Below are 24,605 nucleotides of genomic sequence, written 5' to 3'. Positions count from 1 at the left end.
TTTGGTTTAGTTATGCTGATTTTCTATAAATTTTAAAATAGAATTATTAACTATAAACAATACATCTTGTATTTTATCTAAATCTACTTTTGAAACTTTATCCCGGGGCGTATGATAATCTTCGTGAAAACCACTAAAAAAAGTCATTACCGGAATTCCTTTTGTGGTAAACGATGCATAATCACTTCCGGAATGACCATCGGTTTCCCAAAGATCCAGCGAAAAAGGTTTGGCAAGTTTATTATTGCTGAAATTAGCAATTTCTTTTAAATTATCACTTCCTTTTTGTGTTCCAATACTTAAAATTCGATGCGTTTTATCTTCTGGTGCACTTCTTGAAATCATGTCCATATTGATAGCAAGCAAGATTTTTTGTTTTTTGAAATCAAAATTCTGAACAAAATATTCACTTCCTAAAAGTCCCATTTCTTCGGCAGTCCATGCCGCAAAAAGAATATTAGATTCTGGTTTTATGTTTGATTCAGACCATTTTTTGGCCAAAGCCAGCATGCCCGAAGTTCCCGATGCATTATCATCTGCACCGTTATAGATCGAATCATTTTTAATTCCTAAATGATCGTAATGGGCTCCTACAATAATAGTTTTTGTAGTGTCTTTTCCCGGAATAAACCCTAAAACATTTCCAACATAAGAGGTTTCATGTTTTAATTCTATTGAAAAATTGATTTTTACTTTTTTTAATGGAGTAGAAGTAAGTTCAGTTTTTAATGGAATGTTGCTTTTTGAAAAAAGATTTTCTGCTGTTTTTTTGCTAATTCTAAAAATAGGAATCGACGTTGCAGTTGTATTTTCTAAAGAATGAAAAACTTCATTTTCTTTGCTTTGAGGCTTAAAATTCTCTCTTGTTTCGATAATGATTAAAGCAATTGCACCTTTACTAATTGCGGTTTTGAGTTTGGTTTCTTCTAAATCATTTTCTTCCGGAAATATGTTCTTGAATTTTTTATAAAATGAAGAAGTGGTGTCCTGATCGCCCGGGAATCCGCTTAAAACCACCACAATTTTGTTTTTTACATCCAGGTTTTTATAATCGTCGTAGTTTTCTTTTGACACATCTAAACCATAAGATGCAAAAACAACTTCGGCTTGTTTTTTTTGAATGGAATTTGTTGTTGGAGTAATTTCAAAATCTTTGTCAGGAGAAAGGGAAATTGTTTTGTGATTTCTTTTTTTGATTTGTAAAGATGTTTTTTTTACGGTATGTTCTTCAATTGCAAATATTTGAAAATAATCTTCGAAATCATTGTAAGCTTTCAGCTTGTAAGAATGCATTTTAGAGGATATATAAGAAGCTGCTAAACTGCCACCTCTTCCGTTAGCTTTCCGACCTTGCAGCGAATCTGAAGCTAAAAGAGTTAATGCTTCAGAGAAATCATTTTTAGACGGGTTTTGAACGGTCGTTTGCGAAAACAACAATGATTTACAGCAAAGCAAGGTAAATAAAAGCGGTATTCGTAAACGCATATTTTTTAGATTAGAAAATGATTACAAACTAATATTTCGTTTAAAAGCGCAACCTAACTCAATAATCGAATCGGTTTTGGCAATACCGGGGATATTATCAATTTTTTCGTAAAGAATTTTACGCATATGTTCGTGATTCTTTGCAACGATTTTGATATAAAGTGTAAATGAACCCGTTACGTAATAACACTCTGTAATTTCAGGAATATCTTTTAATGCTTCGATAATTCGGTCAGAATCTGAGTCTTTATTTAAGGTAATTCCGGTAAAAGAAGCCCAGTCGAAACCAATTTTCTTTTCCTGAATAATAGGTTTTATTCCGCCAATAACACCTTGTTCGATCATGCGGTTAATACGTTGATGTACCATAGTGTTTGATATCTTCAAATTGGCAGCAATTGCAGAAAAAGCCATTCGGCCGTCTTTCTCCAACTCTTTAATGATGCTGATATCAAATTCGTCTAATATATCCATTGTTTTATCTTGAGTTTAAATTTCTTTCAGATTTATAAAAGTAATTATTTTTTTGAATAAAAAGGAATCCGGATCTTATTAAAACAAAAGCGATTTGATTTTTATAATGCTAAAAAATATTATTTTTGACTTAAAAATAGTTGCAAAAAAGTCAAAACAAATGATTTTAGCCTTGATAATGAATAAATTTTAATACTTTTGCACTTTAAAAGATATATCATGATTCATACTGAAAAATCCCTTTCGTCAAAATCAGAAGTTTTGATTGAAAAAGAAAATAAATACGGTGCTCATAATTATCATCCACTTCCAGTTGTGTTAGAAAGAGGAGAAGGTGTATATGTTTGGGATGTAGACGGAAAGAAATATTATGATTTTTTATCGGCTTATTCTGCGGTAAACCAAGGGCATTGTCATCCTAAAATTGTAAAAGCAATGGTCGATCAGGCGCAAAAGCTTACGTTGACTTCTCGTGCTTTCTACAATGATAAATTAGGTGATTATGAAGAGTTTGTAACCAAATATTTTGGTTTTGATAAAGTACTGCCAATGAATACCGGAGCAGAAGCGGTTGAAACTGCACTTAAAGTATGCAGAAAATGGGCGTACGAAGTAAAAGGTATTTCGGAAAATCAGGCGCAGGTTATTGTTTGCGAGAATAATTTTCATGGAAGAACCACTACAATTATTTCATTTTCTAATGATGAAGGTGCCCGTAAAAATTTCGGACCTTTTACAGAAGGATTTATAAAAATTGAATACGATAATCTTGAAGCTCTTGAAAAAGTTTTAGAATCATCAAAAAATATCGCCGGATTCCTGGTTGAGCCAATTCAGGGTGAAGCAGGGGTTTATGTACCTTCTGAAGGATATTTGGCGAAAGCAAAAGCATTGTGTGAGAAACATAATGTATTGTTTATTGCAGATGAGGTTCAGACCGGAATTGCGCGTACCGGAAAATTATTAGCCGTACATCATGAAAATGTACAGCCAGATATTTTGATTTTAGGCAAAGCTATTTCCGGAGGAGTTTATCCAGTTTCGGCAGTTTTGTGTAACAACGAAATCATGAATGTTATTAAACCAGGTCAGCACGGATCGACTTTTGGTGGAAACCCTGTTGCCGCAGCAGTTGCTATTGCCGCGCTTGAAGTTATCAAGGAAGAAAATCTGGCCGAAAATGCAGAACGTTTAGGAATTATTCTAAGAAAAGGTCTAAACGAAATCGCGGAAAGAAATAACCTAATTACACTAGTTCGCGGAAAAGGTTTATTGAATGCAATCGTAATTAATTGTGGAGAAGATTCGGATCTGGCTTGGGAGATTTGCCTAAAATTCAGAGATAACGGATTATTGGCAAAACCAACCCACGGAAATAAAATCAGGTTAGCACCGCCATTGGTAATGACCGAAGCGCAAATTCAGGAATGTCTTGAAATTATCGAAAAATCATTAAACGATTTTAGAGACTAAAAATATTGATTATATAATTCAAACTACAAAAGCTGTTCAGAGATGAACGGCTTTTTTTTTAAATCTCAGTCACAGTTAAGAAACTGAAAACTGAGACCGAAAACTGAGACTGGAAACTATTTCTTCACCCCATCCTATAAATTATATAACAAAGCAGATGAATTGTATAATTTTTTTAAGCGACTTGAGAAGTAGTTTTGAATGTCTTTGAAACGGAATTAAAAATGACTCTTGAAAAAGGTTTTTATTTAATTTTTAATAAAAAGGAAAAGGAAAGAACCCAAACGGTTTTACAAAATTTTATAAATACAATTCTATAATAATGGCTTACTCAAATAATGATATCACACGTTTTTTAGATGCGCAGAATAAACTTTATCTTACTGCTCTTTCCGAAATTAAAAAAGGAAAAAAAGAGACACATTGGATGTGGTTTATTTTTCCGCAAATACAAGGATTAGGTACAAGTAATATATCAAAGTATTACGCTATTGCTGATCTTAATGAAGCTAAAGAATTTCTTGATCATCCTGTTTTAGCAAAACATCTTATAGAAATTTCTAAACTTCTTTTGACTTTTAAAAGAAAATCTGCCGAAGGTATTTTAGGAGATTTAGGAGCCCGTAAATTATGTTCGTCTATGACACTGTTCTCTCAGGTTGAAGGAGCTGATCCTGTATTTCAGGAAATATTAGATACTTTTTTCTTAGGGTATTCAGATCAACTTACTTTGTCTGTGACTAATTCACAAATAATGTCGCCAGCTGTTGAAGCATTACTATAAATTACATCGAAATGTAAAAACGAAAAGCCATTCCGCCTTAACGGAATGGCTTTTCATTTATAAAGTGTTTTTGTATTAGTTATTATATCCCGGATTCTGAGTGATTTTTTTGTTGGCATCAGTTTCGCTCAACGGAATAGGGAATACGAGATTATTGGCATCATAAAGCAACAGGCTTGAACCGTCGCCATTCTCGCTAATATCAATAGAGCGTTTTGTTCTTTTGATATCGTGAATTAAGAAACCTTCCATTCCTAATTCTAATTCACGTTCCAGTAAAATATCATCTATTGTAACAGCTGATAAATCGTCTGCATTTGCTCTTGATCTTATTATATTGATATCGTCTAATGGTGTATTTCCAACAGCTGTTCCTTGTCTGAAATTTGCTTCTGCTCTTATCAAATACATCTCGGCCAATCGAATAATAGTCACATCAGAAAATTGATCTGTAAATTTAGAAGTCAATATTCTGCCGTTTGCTTCATTCTCATAATTAAAAGTCGCTCTGTCATCCGGGCTGCTAAATTTTTCTAAATAATGATCTCTAATAGAAAAATCCCCCCCACGGCCTCCATTATCTTCAGACTGATAAAAGGTATTGGCGTCATTTATACCGGTTTGTTTTGTGATTTGTATAGCAAATACATCTTCGGTCTGATCTGTATCGTGATTAAAGGCTGCGGCATAAGTTTGAGACAATCCGTGTCCGCTATTTTCGATCACATCATTGGCTGCATCTCTTGCTTCAGCATAATTACCTTGTTGCAGATAAACTCTGGCCAATAATGCTTTTGCTGCATATTTATCAGCATAAAAAGTATTGTCAGCAGGAAGATTAGTGTAGGCAAGATTTAAACCATCGATGATTACTTTGTAAACTTCATCGACCGTACTTCTTTCTTTAGAAAGATCTACATTAAAATTATAAATCGCGTTGGGTCTTATTACAACTCCTAATTGTGTATTGGCCTGACCACTCACATAAGGTTTTGCAAAAAAGCGAACAAGGTCAAAATAGGCAAGAGATCTTAAAAAACTGGCCTCACCAATCATTCGGGTTTGTTTGGCCGGATCTTTTACTTTATCGACGTTTTCGATCACCGTATTTGCTGCATTGATTATCTCGTAACATCTCGAATAAGTTCCTTCAATAATTACGTTATCTGATAACATTGTTTTGATGTACATCTGTCTCAACTCTCCGAAAGTTCCACGCCATCTAAGATCAGTTGTATTTAGTGAACCACTAACTCCTAATAAATCGGCGTAAAGTAATATTCTTCCTCCATAAGCATTTCCATTGGCTGCCAGAGCATAAGTTCCGGTCAGTATATTGGTGACACCACCTTCTGTACCCAGTGTAATAGAGGCATCTTCGGTTTGTTTTGGGTCTATATCCAATTCATTTTCGCAACTCGCAAAAAGGGCTACGAAAAATATATATAAGATTATTTTATTTGCTTTCATTTTGTTCGTTTTAAAAATTAATATTTACTCCCATTGCAATTGTTCTCGCTGGCGGAGCTGAGTAAAAATCTTCTCCTGCTCTTGGGCTTGTTCTGCTAGTGTCATCTCTTCTTGCTTCAGGGTCAGTTCCGTTATAATTGGTAAAAGTAAGCAGGTTCACGGCAGTAACATAAACTCTCAAATTGCTCATTCCCATATCACTTACAGTTTTTTTAGGCAAAGAATATCCTACTGTTACATTTCTTAAACGAATAAAATCTGATTTTTCTAAGTAACGTGTAGAATTCTGTGTTCCGTTTGAACCTCCAAATCTCGCCTGAGGTACATTGGTAATATCTCCCGGTTTTTGCCAACGGTTTAACTGATCAGCGGTTTGATTATCAAAATAATCAGCTGCTGTTGATTGGTATAATCCCGCTGAATTATAAATACTGGCACCCCATTCTCCCTGAAAAGTAAAAGTAAAATCAACGCCTTTGTACAGGATTGTATTGGTTAAACCCGACATTAAAGTAGGAAACGGATTTCCTGAAATAACTCTTTTGGCTTCACTGTAATCATTGGTAGTGCTTTTATCAATACTTCCGTCAGCGTTTTTAGTGTTTTTTACAAAAAGAGCATCCCCGTTTTGTGAATCAACTCCTGCGTATTCCACTAAATAAAAAGAAGAAATGTTTTCGCCAACTCTGTTGATTGTAAAATCTGAAATAATATCTGTATTGTCGTTTGGAAGTGATTTTACTTTAGATTGATTGGTCGTAATATTAAAACTCGTATTCCATTTGAATTCTTCTGTTTCAATGTTTTTAGTGTTTAAAGTAAACTCGAAACCATTGCTTCTAATCTTTCCGATATTCTTGCTGATAGTTCCGCTGGTACCAGCGCCGGCACTTTTAGGAAGCGGTACATCAAAAAGCAATCCGTCAGTATCTTTTTGATAATAATCAGCTTCAAAAGTAATTTTGTTTAAGAATCCAATTTCGAAACCAACATCCGTCTGAGTTGATTTTTCCCAGGTAAGATCGTCGTTTCCTGGTTGGTAAAATGTTAATCCTGATTTTAGATTATACGGATTTGTCTGGTACAATTGTCGTGAAGCAAAGTTTCCAATTTCAGCATTTCCTAGTTTTCCCCAACTTCCTTTTATTTTTAAATAACTTAAAACAGGATTGTCTTTTAAAAATTCTTCCTGAGAGATTACCCAACCAGCAGAAAAAGCAGGGAAAATTCCAAATCTGTTATTTTTTCCAAAGCGGGATGAACCGTCACGACGTACACTTGCTTTAAAAAGATATTTACCATCATAGCTGTAATTTAATCTTCCAAATTGAGAAACAAAGGCATAATCAGTCTGACTTCCGTGACCTTCGTTTACTTCTGCTCCTCCATCAACGGTCTGGAAATTATCGTTAGGAAAGTAAATACTTTGTACATCCTGGTATCTTCGGTTGTATTTATTAAATTCCATACCGGCAACCGCATTTATAGTATGTTTTTCTGCAAATGTTTTATCAAAAGTAAAATAGTTACTAAAAACATAACTTTCAGTATTTACAGAGGTTGCAAACACTGCTCCGTCAGTAGCCATAAAAGGAGCATTTTTTCCTTGCCAGTAATCTTCTGTCTGACTTAAAAGATCGTATGAAAAATCAGAATTGAATTTCAGAGAGTTTAAGATTTTTAATTCCCCAAATACTTTTCCGGTCACTCTTCTCATGATGGTTTTCCAGAAGCTATTGTCTTTGGCTAAAAGATAATTGGCATATTCTGTATTAGGATTTGCTGTTCCGTCTGCTAATCTGGCTTGCGAAATAGGAGCCTGGGCAACAGATTGTAATGGCGTTGTAAATTCATTATCGTCCTGAACCCTGTCTATTAATGATCTTGAAAAACCAATATTCATTCCTGCGGTAAAACGACTAGAAACTTTATGTGATAAGTTACTTCTTGCCGTTAATCTTTCCAGACTATTGCTGTCTACAATACCAATTGTTTTATTATAAGAACCGGAGAAAAAATATTTTGTTTTGTCGTCACCTCCTGAAACCGAAAAATCAGCATCAGTAGTGTAACCGGTTTTTAAAGCTTCTTTTTGCCAGTCTGTATTTACTTCACCATTTCTCCAGTCTGTTCCTTGCGCTAAATACTCTAGTTCATCTTCTACAGATTCCAGATCGTCAACATTTCGTCCGGCTTCCTGTAGTAATTGTACGTATTGTGTAGCATTTAACCATTTCTTTTTATGAGTTGCTTCGCTAACACCTTGTGAGAAATTGATTGAGAAAGTACCTTTTCCGTCTTTTCCTTTTTTAGTGGTAATGATAACTACTCCGTTTGCACCACGCGCACCATAAATAGCTGCAGAAGAAGCATCTTTCAAAACATCGATAGATTCAATTTCGCTTGTACTTAAAGTCAGTAATGGGTTGGTTGGAGCTCCGTTACTTGATTCATTATCAGTGATTAATGGAATGCCATCAAGTACGTACAATGGTTGACTTCCTGCGCTAATACTTGCAGCACCACGAACTCTAATATTAATTCCTCCTTCGACTTTACCATTTGTTTGCGTTACTTGTACACCTGCCAGTTTACCAACTAAAGCATTTTGCAGATTTGAAACCGGTATTTGCTGAATATCTTTTGCAGTTACACGGGCTATATTATCAGTTGAATTTCTTTTAGTTTGTGTTCCATAACCTACTACGAGAACAGCTTCAAGTTCGTTTTGAGTTTCAACTAATTCAATGGTCATTAAATTTGATGCAGGAACCTGAACTGTTGCAAAACTTACATAACTCACAATTAAAATATCGCCTTTGCTGGCAGCTATTTTAAAATTTCCGTCAAAATCAGTCTGAGTACTGATTTTTGTCCCTTTTAGGACAATATTTACTCCCGGGATAGGTACTCGCTTTCCATCTGTAACTTTACCAGAAATAGATCCTCCTTGTGCATTGGCTAATTGCACAAATAATACCAACAAAAGCCACAAAAAATGCTTTAAATTAATTTTCATTTTGTTTAATGTTTGGATTAGTTCTCTCAAATGTCTTAAATATATGTTAATGTTCCTCGTTTTTTTTATGTTAAGTATAACTGTTTTATGTGCTTTTGTGTTATTTGTAACATTTGAACTCAGATTTATCGTTTTTTTGTAAAAAAAATATGCTTGCATTGTTTATTATGCAATCTATTTGGTTTTTTGTCTTTATTTATGATAGCGTTTTAACTATAGTGTTGATTCGATTTTAATTATTTTTTGTTTTATTCGATAATTGTTTAAAAAGAGGTCCATTTGATTTTAATCAAAAAAGCGACTGTTCGAAAACAATCGCTTTTGGTCATAATTACTTAAAATATCAAAAAAAGTAATTATTTTTTTCGAGAAGATGTACAAGACAATTTCTCTATTTTATTTTAAAATCTAACTTTTTTAAGTTCCCACAATGTTTTGATGAATGTATCAACATCTTCTGTAGTATTATAAAAAGCCAAAGACGGCCGAACAGTAGTTTCAACTCCCATTCTTCGCAAAATAGGCTGCGCGCAATGATGTCCGGTTCTTACTGCAACACCTTCTCTGTTTAAAGCCTGACCAACCTGATCGTTGGTATAACCTTGTAAATTAAAAGAAAGTACACTTGCTTTATTTTTCGCCGTTCCTATCAGTCTTACACCCGGAATTTCCTTCAATAGTTTTGTGGCATAATCCAGTAATTGATGTTCATATTGTCCGATAGCGTCAATACCAAGTTTAGTAACATAATCTATTGCAGCGCCAAGACCAATGGCATCAGCGATATTTCCGGTTCCGGCTTCGAAACGATTCGGTGCTTTGTGGTATTTTATTTCCTCAAAAGTCACATCCTGAATCATGTTTCCGCCAGCTTGGTAGGGTTCCATTTCGTTTAGTAACTCTTCTTTTCCGTATAAAGCGCCAATTCCGGTTGGACCAAAAAGTTTATGTCCGGAAAATACCAGCCAATCCGGATTTAGATCCTGAACATCCACTTTCATATGCGAAACTGATTGTGCTCCGTCAATTAAAACTTTTGCTCCAACAGCGTGTGCCATTTTTACAATTTCTTTGGCAGGAGTTACAGTTCCAAGTGCGTTTGAAACTTGTGTAAAAGCAACCAAACGGGTTTTAGAATTCAGTAGTTTAGAATATTCATCCAGTAAAATTTGTCCGTCATCGTCTACGGGAATTACTCTTAATTTCAAGCCTTTTTTATCCGCCAATCTTTTCCACGGAACAATATTCGCATGATGTTCCAGATTGCTCACAATGATTTCGTCTCCGGCAACCAGATTATGATCGCCCCAACTTTGAGCCACCAGATTGATACCTTCTGTAGCACCGCGAACAAATACAATTTCGTTTACAGAACTTGCATTCAAAAACGTTTTTACTTTTTCACGAGCGGCTTCATAAGCATCAGAGGCGCGAGCGGCAAGTTCATGTGCTGCACGATGGATATTCGAATTCTCGTGTTCGTAGAAATACGCAATACGATCAATAACCGATTGTGGTTTTTGGGTAGTAGCAGCATTATCAAACCAGACTAAAGGTTTTCCGTTTACAGTTTCTCTTAGAATAGGAAAATCTTTTTTGATCAGATTAGCATCAAAACGAGAACCTGAGACATTCCCAAAATCTGGTTTTTCGAAAGTATTTCCAACAATTAAATTTGAATTTCTCTGATCGAAAGCAAACGGATTTTGTTCTAAAAAATAATACGAATTTGGTATTTCATTTCCGTTTAACGGAAAATCAACGCGCTTTGTAAAGTTGGTATCAACAAAAGACAACGCCTCTTTTAATTCCGTTTCAAAAGAAGAACTTTCGGTTTGAAAAGGCAGATAATTATGGTTTAAAAGCAATTGCGAAAAAAGGTTTTCTTCATTCGATTGTGCCGTTCCGCCATTCTTGAAATTGACATCATGAAAACCCGTTTGCGGATTGTTGACATTGACATTATTTCCGTGCGGAATTCCTGATGGAGAAACCCCACTTTGAGGATCAAATCCGGCTCCGGCATTAGGATATAAAGCCGAAGCTCCTGAACCATAATTGGCAACAGTGGGCGAAGCTCCAAAGCCACTAAATGCAGGCGCACCAGAAGGTGGTGTTGCTACATTCTGTAACGGAAGAGTTGTTGCACTATTACCGCTTAAATTCCCGGTATTCAACAAAGTTTCTGCAATTTTTGTTGCACGCGGATGTTCATTTCGATCAGGACTTAACGAAATTTCCTTAGGAAACTCGTTAGGTAATGACTTGAACAATTCGTTCGCCAAAAACTGCAAATCCTCAATGTTGGGTAAACCGTCGTGGTTAGTATTTATACTCATGGTACTTTCCTATTTCTACATCTTCAAGAACTGCAATAGCATCATCGACTAAAATTGCCAATGAGCAATAAAGAGATACCAAATAAGAGGCAATTGCTTTTTCGTTGATTCCCATAAAACGAACCGATAATCCTGGTGATTGCTCGCCTTGTAATCCCGGTTGAATTAATCCGATAACACCCTGACGGCTTTCGCCCGTACGTAATAAAATAATTTTCGATTTTCCGTTTACGATAGGTAATTTATCCGATGGAATAAGCGGAATCCCTCTCCATGTCAAAAACTGAGATCCAAATAAAGACGTTGTAGGAGGTGGAACTCCGCGACGTGTACATTCGCGGCCAAAAGCAGCAATTGCTAAAGGATGCAACAAGAAAAAACCAGGTTCTTTCCAAACTTTTGTCAACAATTCGTCTAAATCGTCAGGAGTTGGCGCACCGGTTCTGGTTTTAATGATTTGAGATTTTGCAACATTACTCAACAATCCATAATCTTTATTGTTGATTAATTCGCTTTCCTGACGTTCTTTGATCGTTTCAATAGCCAAACGTAATTGTTCAGAAATTTGATTGTATGGTTTGCTGTACAAGTCAGAAACCCTTGTGTGTACATCTACAATCGTTTGTACTGCTGCCAGATTGTATTCTCTTGGATTATCGATATAATCTACGAAAGTATTGGGTAAAACTCTTTCGTCACGTGCAGAACAATCGACTTCGATATGGCTTCCGTCTTTTACTTTATTCAAACGAAATACGCCTGATTCTACTGGTGTCCAATGCAAAAGATGCGTCAGCCAACGTGGTGAAATTGTCCCAATTTGAGGAACCGTACGAGTTGCAATTGCTAATTGTCTTGCTGCAACATCTCCTAATGCTGTTTGTTGTTGTTTTTGTTCAGCCATGGCTTTAAAGGTTTAATGGTTAATTTATTTTTGGTACACTATTTTAAGAATTTTTATTCGTAAAAAACACTGTTTTACCGTCTAAGTAAATTTATGTTAAAAATAAAAACATCAGAAGTAAATGTTGTTTATTTTAATGTGAAATAATATGTAAGTTGTTGAATTATAATATTATGAAAGCGGATCGAATAATTCGTCAACCGAAAGATATCGTTCTCCGGTATCATAATTAAAAGTCAAAACAACAGCATCTTTAGGGATTTTATTGATTTGTTTTGAAATCGCCGCCAACGAAGCTCCCGTCGAAATTCCTGCAAAAATTCCTTCTTCTTTTGGTAACCTTTTAGCAAAATAAAAAGCATCTTCTTTTTCAACCGGAATGACCAAATCGACATAATCCCGATTAAAAACTTCCGGAATAAACCCCGCGCCAATACCCTGAATAGGATGCGGGGCAGGAGATCCTCCGCTTAAAACCGGTGATAAGGCAGGTTCGACCGCGTAGGTTTTAAGATTAGGAAAATGTTGTTTCAAAATTTTAGAAACTCCCGTAATATGTCCGCCCGTTCCAACTCCCGTGATGAGGTAATCGATACCTTCCGGAAAATCCTGCAGAATTTCCTGAGCCGTTGTTTTCTCATGAATCTCAACATTTGCCGGATTCGTAAACTGAAAAGGCAAAAATGAATTAGGAGTTGATAAGGCTAATTCTTTTGCTTTTTCTACTGCGCCCAAAGTTCCTTTTTCTCTTGGAGTTAAAACAAATTCAGCACCATAAGCATTCATGATTTTTCGTCTTTCGATACTCATCGATTCCGGCATTACCAGAATCACTTTGTATCCTTTTACTGCAGCAACCAATGAAAGCCCAATGCCGGTATTTCCCGAAGTAGGTTCTATAATAATCGAATCAGGATTTAAAAGTCCTTTTTGTTCGGCGTCTTCAATCATTGCCAATGCAATCCGGTCCTTGATACTCGCCCCCGGATTCGACTTTTCGATCTTAATCCAAACCTGATGCTCCGGAAAAATCTTGTTGAGTTTTACGTGGGGGGTGTTGCCTATGGTTTCTAGTATATTTTGATATTTCATGTTGCTTTTTTTTAACTGTTATTTTTTTAAACACATAGGGACATAGCTTTTAGTTGTGCTTAAAAAGTCGTTTCACTTAGAATAAAAATCATAGCGATGTGAAAAAGAATACTTTGATTTCGACAACTTTGACAAAGTTTTACGGCCAATGATTCTACTCATTTTTGTCATCCTGAGCGAAGTCGAAGGAACGCAAGAAACTCCACAAACAAAATCGCCAATCTTTGTCGAGCTACTAACGGAGATCCCTCGTTACTCGGGATGACAAGATTGCGGTTATAAACTTTGTCAAAGTTTTCAAGACCTTTTATATGTTCTTACATTACTTATATGGTTCAAATATTCCTTACATGGTTCAAAAAAAAAAAATTAAATCGAATAAAAAATAGGTTCCGGAAACGGATTATTATCCTTCACTTTAATCTCATTTTTATGATACACCACAGAATTTGACGGAACCGTATAAGTTAGCCAGACATTTCCTCCAATAATAGAATCCCTTCCCACAACAGTTTGCCCGCCCAGAATCGTACTATTCGAATAAATAATTACATTGTTTTCAATCGTAGGATGTCTTTTTATAAAAGCTTCTTCCTTTTTTACACTCAAAGCGCCCAATGTAACACCTTGATAGATTTGCACATTATCGCCAATAATCGTGGTTTCGCCTATTACAATTCCGGTTCCGTGATCTATGGCGAAATCATTGCCTATTTGCGCGCCTGGATGAATTTCGATACTGGTTTTGATGTGCGCATATTCAGAAAAGGTTCGTGCGAGAAGTTTTAAATCCTGATTCCAGATTTGATGTGAAAACCGGTAAACGGCAATCGCAAAAAATCCGGGATAAGCGTACAGAACTTCTTCAATGGATTTTGCGGCGGGATCTTTTCTAAAAATAGTATCGGCGTCATTTAATGTTTTTTTGTACAGATTAGGCAATGCTTCGAAAAAAAGTTGAGTTTGCTCGAAACTGTCCTCTTTTTTGGATGAATAGTCAATTACGATTTCATTAAATTGCTTTTCTAAAACTTCAAATTTGTTTTTGATAATAGATAAATCTCCAAAACGCTTTGAAGTATTCGAAAATAAAACAGAGAATAAATCCTCAATAAACTGATGAATTACCTTTTTTTGAGGAAGGATCAATAAACTCTGATGGTTGTTTGCTATTTCTTGATAAAATGAATTCATAATGGTTTGTTTTTTGGTTCATAACTAACATCTTTATGAGAAATCAACTAATCTAATTAGGCATTCTAAAATATTTTAAAGCAATTCGTCGCATTCAAAAAAATATTAAACACATAGAAACATAGATTTTATGTATCTGAAAGGAGACAAAAAGAAATACATTTCTTCACATAGCTATGTGATTTATTCTAAGTAAAACACCTTTTTTAAGCAACCATAAGCTATGTTTCTATGTGTTAGAATAATTATGCGCATTGTTTTAAATGTCTGTAATTTTTCGTTTTGAAAATTTCTCTCTAATATAAAAAACAGGTATTCCGATACCGGCGATGATTAATCCCGGCCAGGTATAAGTAGGTTTATAAATGATTAATAAAACACAAAAGGCTGATCCTAAAATAATGTAAATAATAGGTAAAAACGGATATCCAAAAGCTCTGTACGGTCTTTCGTGTTGCGGTTTTTTAATTCTTAAAACAAAAATCCCGGCAATGGTAATCACGTAAAATAATACCACTACAAAAGAAATCATGTCTAATAAATTTCCGTAACGACCGCTTAAACTTAAAATCACGGCCATAAAAAACTGAATCCAAAGCGCATTTGCAGGAACCGAATGTTTGTTTAAAATCGCTGTTTTCTTAAAAAACAAACCATCTTTTGCCATACTTTGGTAGACTCTTGCGCCCGATAAAATCATTCCGTTGGCACAACCAAAAGAAGCAATCAAAATCATTAATGCAATAATCGAAGTTCCGCTTGAGCCAAAAATAGCCTGTGCTGCAGCAATACCAACGCGATCTTTTTCCGGAGTTCCAATAGCTTCAACAGGCAAAACGGCTGTAAACATTACATTTACCGAAACGTAAATAATCGTAACAACGGCAGTTCCTAAAAGCAAACTCAAACCAATATTTCGTTTTGGATTTTTTATTTCATCCGAAACAAACGTCACATTATTCCAGGCATCATAGCTAATTACCGTTCCGACTAATGCCGAAGCAATTGCGCCCCAAAAAGCGGGTGTATTAGTGTATTGTAAAAACGAACCGTCCGGATTTAGCTTTTGTAAATGAAACGGATTCGTCCAGTTTGCCTGCCACACTTCGGGTTTGAAAAAGATAAACCCGAAGACAATCAGAATTAGTAAGCTTATCAATTTAGTTCCCGTGAAAAACTTCTGAATCACTTTTCCCAGTTTTACGCCTTTGGTATTGATGTACGTTAAAACGAACAACAAGACAATAGAGGAGAGTTGTGCGGGCGAAATGGTGAAAGAATCTCCAATCCTGAAAGCGACCAAATCTTCGCTGAAAAGCGGAAAAAAATACGCCAGAAATTTAAAGAACGATACACAAACCGCAGCAATAGTTCCGGTTTGAATTACGGTAAACAAACTCCATCCGTATACAAAGGCCACAAGCGGATTGTAGGCTTCTTTTAGATAAATATACTGACCTCCTGATTTAGGAAACATGCCACTCAATTCGCCATAACTCACAGCAGCAATCAATGTCATGAATCCGCCAATTAACCAAACTAAAATCAACCAGCCCGCTGATCCCACATTACGCGTAACATCGGCACTCACAATAAAAATTCCCGAACCAATCATTCCGCTGGCCACCAATAAGGCTGCATCGGCAAGACCGAGTTCTCTTTTGTATTCTTGTTTTTTTTCTATTTCTGACATTCTGATTTTTTGTTTTTATAACTAAACCAATTCGGCATTGGTCAAAGGTGTTGTAGGTGTTTCTTGCGGAATTCTTCCTTGTAAATGAGGCAACGATGCATTCGGCAAACGCGGCAAAACCAATTTGGCAAAATAATTCGCTTCTTCAATCAAAGGAAAACCGGAAAAAATAAAAGATCTGAAACCCATATCCATGTAGCGGTTTAGTTTTTCTATAATCTGATCGGCACTTCCTACCAAACCACTTCCGCAGCCGGAGAAAACTTTACCAATATCGGTCCATAAGATATCTTCTACATATCCCTCTTCATCCGAAGTTTCTCTTAATTCATCTTGTTTTAAAACACCTAACGAACGTGAATCTTCGCCACGGCTTCTGATTTCTAAACCTCTTTTCTCATCAAATTTTGAAATTAGCTTTTTCGCGTAAGCTCTTGCTTCTTCCTGCGTTTCACGAACTATAACGTGAATTCTTAACCCGAAATCGATGGTTCTTCCTTCTGCGGCAGCGCGTTCACTCATTTCTTTCAGAGTGGCGTACATTGATTCTTCAGATTCCGGCCAGGTCAAAAACACGTCGCAATGTTTCGCGCAAACAGCTCTGGAACCAGGGGAAGTTCCTCCAAAATACAATAATGGACCGCCGTTTTGCTGATAGGATTTTACAGGATCTGATGGCAAATCAAACTGATAAATTTCTCCTTTGTGCGAGATTCTGTCTTGTGTCCAGCCTTGTTGTAAAATCTGAATAACTTCAGAACATCGTTGGTATCTTAGATTAGGATCTTCACGAGTTCCCGGCAAATCAGAGTTGATGATATTCAAGATCAATCTTCCTTTCAGCATGTGATCTAACGAAGAAATAGCTCGCGCCAACATAGGCGGATGCACTTCTCCGGTACGAACCGCGAGCAAAAATGTAATCTTGTTGGTTTCCGGTGCAACGCTTGCTGCAAAAGCCAATCCGTCTTGTCCTACGGTATAAGCTGATGGATATAAAATGTTGCTGAAACCTAGTTTTTCTGCTTCTAATGTAATGTCACGACAATGCTCGTAACTGCTTCGGCGATCATTATCCAGAACACCTAAATATGCTGTATCTCCACCAATAATGTCATTGAACCAGGAAATTTCTGCGACTCTTTCCGGGGTTCTAATGGCTACTGTTTCAATTTTACCTTCAATCATTTTTTCTTTTCTTTTTTAAGCTTTTTTTCAATTTTTTGTTCTTGTTTTCCTGTGCGTTTTTATCAGCTTCGCTCGACCAGGAAATTTCAGTATTTTTAATTCTCATTGATACAACAGGTGCGGGATTTAGGTTGATCTGATTCATATTTTTGAGTTTTAATTATTGATTATTTTTTAAAAACTGTTTTACCTTCTTTTATCGTTTCGAGAACTGTAATGTCTTTTATTTTAGAAGGATCTATTTTTGTTAAATCATCAGAAAGCACTACTAAATCGGCCAGTTTTCCAGTTTCGATAGAACCTTTGCTATTTTCTTCGAAATATTCGTAAGCACCGTTTATCGTGATGGCACGCAGTCCTTCGATAGGAGTAAGTCTTTCATCCGGACCAATAACCTGACCTGAACGGGATTTTCTTTCTACCGATGTCCACAATAAAAACAACTGGTTTAGTGGCGTAACCGGATAATCTGTATGATTTGTTGCTACAACTCCTTTTTTGATGGCAGTTTTTAATGGGCTTAAAAAATTAGCTCTATCTGCACCTAAATTGCGAACGTGTACGTCACCCCAAAAGAAAGCGTGATTGCTAAAGAAAGCCGCAATAATTCCCAGTTTTTTATAATCATCAAGCTGATCTGGTCGCACAAACTGAGAGTGAATGGTCACTGGTCTGCGGTCGTTACTATTCGTATTTAAAGTTTTATTGGCATTTTCTATCGCTTTCAGATACATATCGATAGTTGCATCTCCGTTGCAATGCACAAACGGACGAACATTATTTTGGAATGCTTTAATAACAAGATCATTAAACTGTTCCTGTGTAATATTGGCAAAACCGGTACATACATCGTGGTTACAACCCGGAACTTCTACCAAATATGATTTACTAAAAAAAGCAGTTTTACCTTGAGGCGAACCATCGGCAATCATTTTGGTACCGGCTAGTTTTAAGTGATTTTTTAGAACGCCAAATTTAAAGTCAGGATTTTTTAATACTTTTTCTAAAGTAGGATAACCCGGCAAAGCTTCAATATCGATAAACAACTCGTTTCTTTCTGCCGCTTTATGCAATAATTCGACTGATTCGTAACTTGAATATCCGTCCTGAGCCGTTGTAATACCATTGCTGGCATAAAACAATTGTTGCTCTTTTAAACCTTTTATTTGTTCGTCTAAAGTTGGAGCTGGTTTGGCTGGCCTTTTCAATAATCGGCTTGCATTTTCCTGTAATAATCCTGTAGGTTCGTTGGTACCTTTTTTTCTTTCTATCGCGCCTCCTGGAGGATTTGCTGTAGTGGCATCAATTCCTGAAAGTTTTAAAGCATACGAATTCGAAACCGACATATGCCCGTTAATATTTGTAATCGTTACCGGATTGTTAGGAAAAGCAGCGTCAAGATCTTCCTTATTCGGGTGTCTTTTTTCTTCAAGCTGATCCTGATCATATCCGTAAGCATCGATCCATTCGCCTGGAGCGACATTATTTTTCTTCTGAAAATCCTGAATACGGCTTACTAAATCGGCAATATTTTTAACATCGCCCATTGGCGGCGAACCTACATTTACTGTAGTCGATCTTGATAAACCCATAAAATGACTGTGACCGTCAATAAATCCGGGAACTACTGTTTTGCCTTTCAGATCGACAACGATCGTATTCTTGTCTTTTAATTTTTCGATTTTACTATTTGTTCCAACAGCCAGAATTTTGCCATTACTTACTGCAACAGCTTGCGCAGTACTATTTTTGGCATCAACCGTAATGATATTACCGTTGATGAAAATTTTCTCGGCGGTGTTTTTTTGCTGTGCACTGATAATCGTCGTAGCGAAGAGTACAGCCAGATATTTTAAATTAGTTTTCATTTCGTTATTTCTTTTTTTGTTTTTTATAAATGCTATAGTGAATGAACTGTTGAGGATAATTATTTTAAACACATAGAAACATAGGTTTTGGGCTTTTTAGAAAAACGAAAATTTGAAAGAAACTAGTTTCTAACACATAGCTATGTTTGTTAATGCGAGTGAAACGCCTTTTTTAAAGTTTTTAAAAGCTATGTTTCTATGTGTTTAATTTTAATTTTTTATAATTATATCTAATAGTATTCTATCTAGGAGCCAGTTTGTTATAAGCTAATTCGTTACTTGGTATTGCCCAGACATAATTGGCTGCTGTTGGTAAAACTTCAGGTGCAGCGCCTGCATTTCCTGTTTTGGCAGGAAGCGCCTGAACTCGTCGCAATAAATCCGGTGTACGGAATCCTTCGCCTACTAATTCTATTCTTCTTTCGTTTAAAATAGTGGCAATCAATTCGTCTTTTGTAGCAACTCCGGTTGTGAAAACGTAAGCGGCATCAGAACGATTTCTTACTGCTGCCAATAAAGATTGTGCTAAAGGCAAATTGTCACTTTGAGCAGCGGCTTCGGCATAATTCAATAAAACTTCGGCATAGCGAATCACCGGAACATAATCTGTAAAAGGCGCACCATTTTTCTTGAATTTGTTCAATAGTTTTTGTCCGGTTGCATTGGTGATAACCAAACCTTTTCTGGCATCTGCAGAAGTTGCCGAAGCATAAACAGGATCAGCAATTATTGCTGCGGTATTAAAATAGATAACCGGAGTTAAGTAGTTTCCTCCAAGTGCGCTTTGCAATCCCGGAGCTTCTGCCGCGGTTGTAAACGGAATCGAAAATATCGCTTCGTTCCCTACATAAGAACCTCCAAAAACGGTGGCAACATTTGGTTCTAAACGATGTGTCAAACTTCCGGAAACGTATTGGAAAGGAGCTGTTGCAGGAACCAGTTTACTGGCTTCTGAAATTACTTTTGCATAATCGCCTTTGCTTAAATATACTCTTGTTTTTAGAGCAATCGCAGTAGCTTTGTGCGCTCTTGAAGCCGTAAGAATTCCGGTGGAATAGCTCTCCGGTAAATCAACTTCGGCTTCGTCAAGATCTTTTAAAATCTGAGTGTAAACATCGGCAACACTACTAAAAGCAAAGTCATTGAGTCCGCCTGATGTGTTTCCTTTTAATCTTAGCGGAAGTGCCAATGCAGCACTATTTTGTGCATAAGGTTTTGCATAGGTTTGTACCAAACTTAGATACGAAATAGCTCTTACAAATTTGGCTTCGGCAATATAATTTTTACGTAAATCTTCAGTAACAACAGTAGAAGTTGCCAGATTGTCGATCAGAATATTCGAAAAGTTAATCGTCGTATAGGCAACGCTCCAAACCGAGTTTACAAAATCTCCTGATGAGGTAATGGTTTGATTCCAGACATTGGCTCCGGTTGAATTGTTACCATCATTCTGGCTGAATTCATTGCCTCTTTGTTCATTAAAAATAATGAATCGGCCACCGTAAAAAGAGGGATTGCTAAACTGACCGTAAAGTCCGTTTACCTGACCTAAAATTTTGGCTGGTGTGCTGAAAGCAGTTTCTGTAGAAATGCTCGTTTCAGGAACAGTATCTAAAGCATTATCACTACATCCTGTCAATAATAAGGCTAGAAATGGCGTAATAATCAAGGTTTTTTGTATGCTTTTTTTATAATTGAAAATCATGATGTTTTTATTTTTAATTAAGATGAATGCCTAGAAACCTACATTAAGTCCTAAAGTGAATACTACTGAATTGGCCGGCACGTTTTGATCTTTCCCTGAATTGATGGAGTTTCCGTTGATGGAAATCTCAGGATCTGAACCGCGGTATTTTGTCCAGGTATATAAATTAGAGCCCTGAGCATATACTTTTGCAGATGAAATGTATTTGTTGACCAACTCGTTCTTCACCGGAATTCTATAGCTTAAAATGATGTTTTTTACTTTTAAATAAGATCCGTCTTCAACATAAGCAGAGTTACTTGACGAGAAACCACCTGAGAAACTGTCTCCGTAAATTAACTTAGGAACATCTGTAACTTGTCCCGGAGTGGTCCAGCGATCTTTGATGAAAGTTCCGTTGTTGAAAAAACGCTGATCTGATAAAGTAGATCTTGTCCCGTTGTACAATTTGTTTCCGCCGGAAAAGGTTAAACCAATCGTTAAATCGAAATTTTTATAAGATAAATTGTTATTCAAACCTCCATAATATGTTGGTAACGAAGGTCCCTGAATACGACCGTCACGATAGTTGTCGATTGCCGGCGCAGTAGCTCCGTTGAGATACGTAAAAGCTTTTGTAAGCGCATTGTATTGTACTTCTTCATTATTGGCATTTACATAAACGCGGTTTCCGTTTTCAGGATTTACTCCGTTAGTTGGTACTGCGAAAATAGATCCTACAGAATAGCCTTCTCTTGTAATATTCTGGATTCCGAAAGTGCTTAAAGCCGTTGGATAAATATCTCCGTAACCGCCTAGTGAAGTCACTTTGTTTTTGATGGTAGATAAATTAAAACTTGCATTCCACTGAAAATCATTGTCGTTTATGATGTTGGCATTAATCGAAAGTTCAAATCCTTTGTTGTATAAAGATCCCACGTTTGCTGCAATCGAGTTATTCGGAATTCCTTGTGATAAAGACTGAGGCGCATTCAAAATCAAATCGTTGATGTTGTTTTTATAATAATCAGCTTCAACAGTGATTCGGTTATCAAACAATCCAAAGTTGATTCCAAAGTCAAACTTTTTGCTGGTTTCCCATTTTAAATCCGGATTTCCAGACTGTGAAAAACTAAGCGTTGGAACTCCGGCGTAAGTACCTGCTGAATATTGTGATAAAGCGGCATAATCATTCAATTCGCTGTTACCTACAATTCCGTAACTCGCACGAACTTTAAAAGCATTTAAAACATTTTTTATAGATGAACCTTTAAAGAAATCTTCTTCAGATACATTCCATCCAATAGAAGCCCCTCCAAAATTTCCCCATTTGTTCCCAGATGCCAAAGCAGATAATCCGTCTCTTCTGAAATTAAGGTTCAGCAAATATTTTTTGCTATAATCGTAAGCAATGCTGCTAAAATAAGAAAGCAATACATTTTCTGTCTGAACAGAAGGGCCAGGTGCAATAGTTGTAAATCCACCTTGATAACTGGTAAAGAAAGGATCTGTTAAACCTGTTTTTATAGCGCCCCAACCGTCAATTTCGCGAACATTTTTCTCTTGTCCCAAAAGCACTTTCAAATTGTGTTTTTGATCAAATACAGTTGAGTAGGTTAGGGTATTGGTCCAGTTTGATCTCGAGTATTTGGTGTTGGAATTTGTTGCAGCTCCTTTGGTAGAAAAACCATCTCCGCTATACGGATTTCTGAATTCCTTATTTTCTACGACAAAATTATTGATGCCATACACCGTTTTGAATTTCAGGTTTTTGATGATTTCAAGTTCGGCATAAATGCTTCCGATAAAAGTGTTATTTTCAGAAGTGTTTTTATCTAAATCTAAAATAGTTTGTAAATTATAGGCATTAAAAACACCTAATGAAGGGCTGTTTGCGCCATATCCTATATTTCCGTTACTCGGATTGATGTTGTAAGAACCATCAGGATTGTAAACCGAAACGTTGGATGGTAAAATATATGTAAGTCTTCCTAAAGGTTGTAAACCAATGTATTGCGTATTCACGGCATTTCCAGCCGAAGATCCAATAGAATTGGGTGTCGATGAACCTGAATTTGGACCTGAATTTAAGGAGTTGTTATAAGAGAAATTAGTTCCTAAAGTAAGGGAGTTATTCAGCTTATGTTCAAAATTCAATCGGATTCCTTTTCGCACAAATTCATTCGTTCTTAAAATTCCTTCCTGATTAGAATAGTTGGTCGAAATAAAATAACTGGTAGAATTTGTTGCTCCAGAGAAGCTTAAATTATGATTTTGTGAAACTCCTGTATGATAAGCCACATCGTACCAATTAGTTCCTATTGTCGATCCGTCGGCATTTTGACCTAAAGCAAAACCGGGTGTAAGTCCTGCATTGGTTCTGGCTTCGTTTTTAATGCTTACATAATCTTCGGCATTCAGCAGTTTTGGTAAATTCGAAGCTTTGTTCCAGCTTACCCAAACATCATAATTGACATTTACTTTTCCTTTTTTTCCTTTTTTAGTCGTAATCACGATAACTCCGTTTGCTGCACGTGAACCGTAAATGGCTGCTGCCGAAGCATCTTTCAGCACATCGATAGATTCGATATCGTTTGGGTTAATATCAGATAACGGATTGTTGCCTATAGCGCCTCCCGCAGTTCCTGTAAATACAGTTACACCATCAACAATAACCAAAGGATAAAGTGAACTGGTGATCGAGTTGATTCCTCTAATTCTGATTACCGGCGTACTGTTTAATGATCCGCTTGGTTGTACAATGTTTAATCCTGAAGCCTGACCGCCTAACAACTGATCGAAACTTTGTGCCGGACGATTCGCTATTTGCTGTGCATCAATTTTTGAAGTTGCTCCTGTAAAGGTTTTTTTTGCCGATGTTCCGTAACCTACAACAACAATCTCATCTAGTTTCTCGACTTGTTCTGTTAGTTTTATTACCACCGGACTTCCGTCTACGATTATTTCTTTAGAATTGTAACCGATATAATTAATAACTAAAGTATAAGGGAATTTTTGTCCTGTCTGAAAGTAAAATTTTCCGTCGATATCCGTTTCAACGCCGTGTGTAGTTCCTTTTATGTTTACCGAAGCGCCAATAATAGGCTGATTTGATATTTGATCCACAATCGTTCCGCTTAGTTTCGATTGAATATTGGGTGCTGTGTCTTGAGCATTTATTCCGATGGAGATAAACAAAATGCTAATCCATAAAATAAGTTTGGTATTTTTTTTCATTCTTGGTTATTGATTTTTTGTAATTAAAAAATGACGGAAGATTGGATGTCCTGCGCATTGTTTTATTGAGTGATAAATGTTCTTTTAGCCTTGCTATTTCTGTTGCCGCAGAAATATTAGGAGCAATTTTGTAGTGGTATTTGTGTCATGTTTGTTCGTATTAATTATTGTTTCCGGATGATTTATAGTTATGCGTGATACTTCTTCCTGATGCAAAAAATGCAGCAAAATGATGGTGTATTATTCAATAAGAAACCGTTGAGGTTAAAAAAAAACGATTCTTTTTAGATAGAAATCGATTTTTAATGAAAAGAATGTGAGGGAATTAACAACAGAAGCACATATAACAAAAAGTGTTATAAGTATATTTTTTTGGAAGAATGTAAAATGATATGCTTTCGGTTGTTTTCAAAATTAAGTTGTTTTGGTTTTAAACTCTACTAATTCTATAGACAAAGTTAAATTTAATATAATAAAAACCAAAAGTTTTTTAATTTTTCTTTAAGTGAATAGAGGTGAGGAACTTATAAATTGAATAGGAATTTGTGTTAATGTATTGATTTCTAGTGATTTGAATTTTATTTTATTTCAATAAAAAAAACAAAAAAATAAGTATACGTTAAATATTTATACTTATTTTTCTGTCTTTAAGGGTTTTATGTAAATAGAAATATAGATTTATTTTTGTGGTAATTCTCAAA

16 protein-coding genes are annotated in these 24,605 nt (G+C 36.0%); 2 read left to right on the top strand and 14 right to left on the bottom strand.

What is annotated here, in order from left to right; all coding sequences use genetic code 11:
• Nucleotides 1-6: 6 nt before the first annotated feature.
• Nucleotides 7-1,485 carry a M20/M25/M40 family metallo-hydrolase gene (locus LNP81_RS24325; protein ID WP_230039867.1) on the bottom strand — a complete coding sequence of 493 codons (1,479 nt, stop codon included), beginning with the start codon at nucleotides 1,483-1,485 and terminating at the stop codon, nucleotides 7-9.
• A 21-nt stretch (nucleotides 1,486-1,506) separates the two neighbouring features.
• A complete protein-coding gene (locus LNP81_RS24320) occupies nucleotides 1,507-1,959 on the bottom strand; it encodes an Lrp/AsnC family transcriptional regulator (protein WP_194615853.1) in 453 nt (150 codons plus the stop codon).
• 219 nt (nucleotides 1,960-2,178) lie between these two features.
• Between LNP81_RS24320 and rocD the strand changes: the two genes are divergently transcribed.
• Both rocD and LNP81_RS24310 read left to right on the top strand, forming a co-directional pair.
• Nucleotides 2,179-3,432 (top strand): ornithine--oxo-acid transaminase, encoded by a 1,254-nt coding sequence (rocD, locus tag LNP81_RS24315; protein ID WP_230039865.1) that lies wholly within the window; start codon nucleotides 2,179-2,181, stop codon nucleotides 3,430-3,432.
• 322 nt (nucleotides 3,433-3,754) lie between these two features.
• A complete protein-coding gene (locus tag LNP81_RS24310; protein WP_230039863.1) occupies nucleotides 3,755-4,216 on the top strand; it encodes a DUF1810 domain-containing protein in 462 nt (153 codons plus the stop codon).
• 75 nt (nucleotides 4,217-4,291) lie between these two features.
• Here the strand turns inward: LNP81_RS24310 and LNP81_RS24305 are convergent, their stop codons facing one another.
• The 12 genes from LNP81_RS24305 to LNP81_RS24250 all read right to left on the bottom strand — a co-directional run bounded on the left by LNP81_RS24305 (nucleotide 4,292) and on the right by LNP81_RS24250 (nucleotide 23,904).
• A complete protein-coding gene (locus LNP81_RS24305; RefSeq protein WP_230039861.1) occupies nucleotides 4,292-5,686 on the bottom strand; it encodes a RagB/SusD family nutrient uptake outer membrane protein in 1,395 nt (464 codons plus the stop codon).
• A gap of 10 nt (nucleotides 5,687-5,696) precedes the next feature.
• The gene (locus LNP81_RS24300; protein ID WP_230039859.1) at nucleotides 5,697-8,705 is read right to left on the bottom strand and encodes a SusC/RagA family TonB-linked outer membrane protein; all 3,009 of its coding nucleotides are present in this window, start codon (nucleotides 8,703-8,705) and stop codon (nucleotides 5,697-5,699) included.
• Between the two features lie 401 nt (nucleotides 8,706-9,106).
• Complete coding sequence (locus tag LNP81_RS27425) at nucleotides 9,107-11,044, bottom strand: family 2A encapsulin nanocompartment cargo protein cysteine desulfurase (protein ID WP_305070253.1); 1,938 nt, start codon at nucleotides 11,042-11,044, stop codon at nucleotides 9,107-9,109.
• Complete coding sequence (locus LNP81_RS24290) at nucleotides 11,028-11,948, bottom strand: family 2A encapsulin nanocompartment shell protein (protein ID WP_072960213.1); 921 nt, start codon at nucleotides 11,946-11,948, stop codon at nucleotides 11,028-11,030. Before LNP81_RS24290 ends, LNP81_RS27425 begins: the two co-directional genes overlap by 17 nt.
• 171 nt (nucleotides 11,949-12,119) lie before the next feature.
• Complete coding sequence (gene cysK, locus LNP81_RS24285) at nucleotides 12,120-13,040, bottom strand: cysteine synthase A (RefSeq protein ID WP_230039857.1); 921 nt, start codon at nucleotides 13,038-13,040, stop codon at nucleotides 12,120-12,122.
• A gap of 369 nt (nucleotides 13,041-13,409) precedes the next feature.
• The gene (locus LNP81_RS24280; protein ID WP_072960210.1) at nucleotides 13,410-14,234 is read right to left on the bottom strand and encodes a serine O-acetyltransferase; all 825 of its coding nucleotides are present in this window, start codon (nucleotides 14,232-14,234) and stop codon (nucleotides 13,410-13,412) included.
• Nucleotides 14,235-14,493: 259 nt separating this feature from the next.
• A complete protein-coding gene (locus LNP81_RS24275; RefSeq protein WP_230039855.1) occupies nucleotides 14,494-15,927 on the bottom strand; it encodes an APC family permease in 1,434 nt (477 codons plus the stop codon).
• A 21-nt stretch (nucleotides 15,928-15,948) separates the two neighbouring features.
• The gene (locus tag LNP81_RS24270; RefSeq protein WP_230039854.1) at nucleotides 15,949-17,115 is read right to left on the bottom strand and encodes an LLM class flavin-dependent oxidoreductase; all 1,167 of its coding nucleotides are present in this window, start codon (nucleotides 17,113-17,115) and stop codon (nucleotides 15,949-15,951) included.
• Nucleotides 17,108-17,260: a hypothetical protein gene (locus tag LNP81_RS24265; RefSeq protein WP_230039852.1), complete on the bottom strand. Its 153-nt coding sequence runs from the start codon at nucleotides 17,258-17,260 to the stop codon at nucleotides 17,108-17,110. The genes LNP81_RS24270 and LNP81_RS24265 overlap by 8 nt, the downstream gene beginning before the upstream one ends.
• A gap of 22 nt (nucleotides 17,261-17,282) precedes the next feature.
• Nucleotides 17,283-18,983: an amidohydrolase gene (locus LNP81_RS24260; protein WP_230039850.1), complete on the bottom strand. Its 1,701-nt coding sequence runs from the start codon at nucleotides 18,981-18,983 to the stop codon at nucleotides 17,283-17,285.
• Between the two features lie 241 nt (nucleotides 18,984-19,224).
• On the bottom strand, nucleotides 19,225-20,688 hold the full coding sequence (locus tag LNP81_RS24255) for a RagB/SusD family nutrient uptake outer membrane protein (protein ID WP_230039847.1): 1,464 nt from the start codon (nucleotides 20,686-20,688) through the stop codon (nucleotides 19,225-19,227).
• A 30-nt stretch (nucleotides 20,689-20,718) separates the two neighbouring features.
• Nucleotides 20,719-23,904, bottom strand: a complete 3,186-nt coding sequence (locus LNP81_RS24250) for a SusC/RagA family TonB-linked outer membrane protein (RefSeq protein ID WP_230039845.1) — start codon at nucleotides 23,902-23,904, stop codon at nucleotides 20,719-20,721.
• Between the last annotated feature and the right edge of the window lie 701 nt (nucleotides 23,905-24,605).

The organism is Flavobacterium piscisymbiosum, assembly GCF_020905295.1.
GTDB classification, from domain to species: Bacteria; Bacteroidota; Bacteroidia; order Flavobacteriales; family Flavobacteriaceae; genus Flavobacterium; species Flavobacterium piscisymbiosum.
This window is presented reverse-complemented; position numbering and strand designations above follow the sequence as displayed.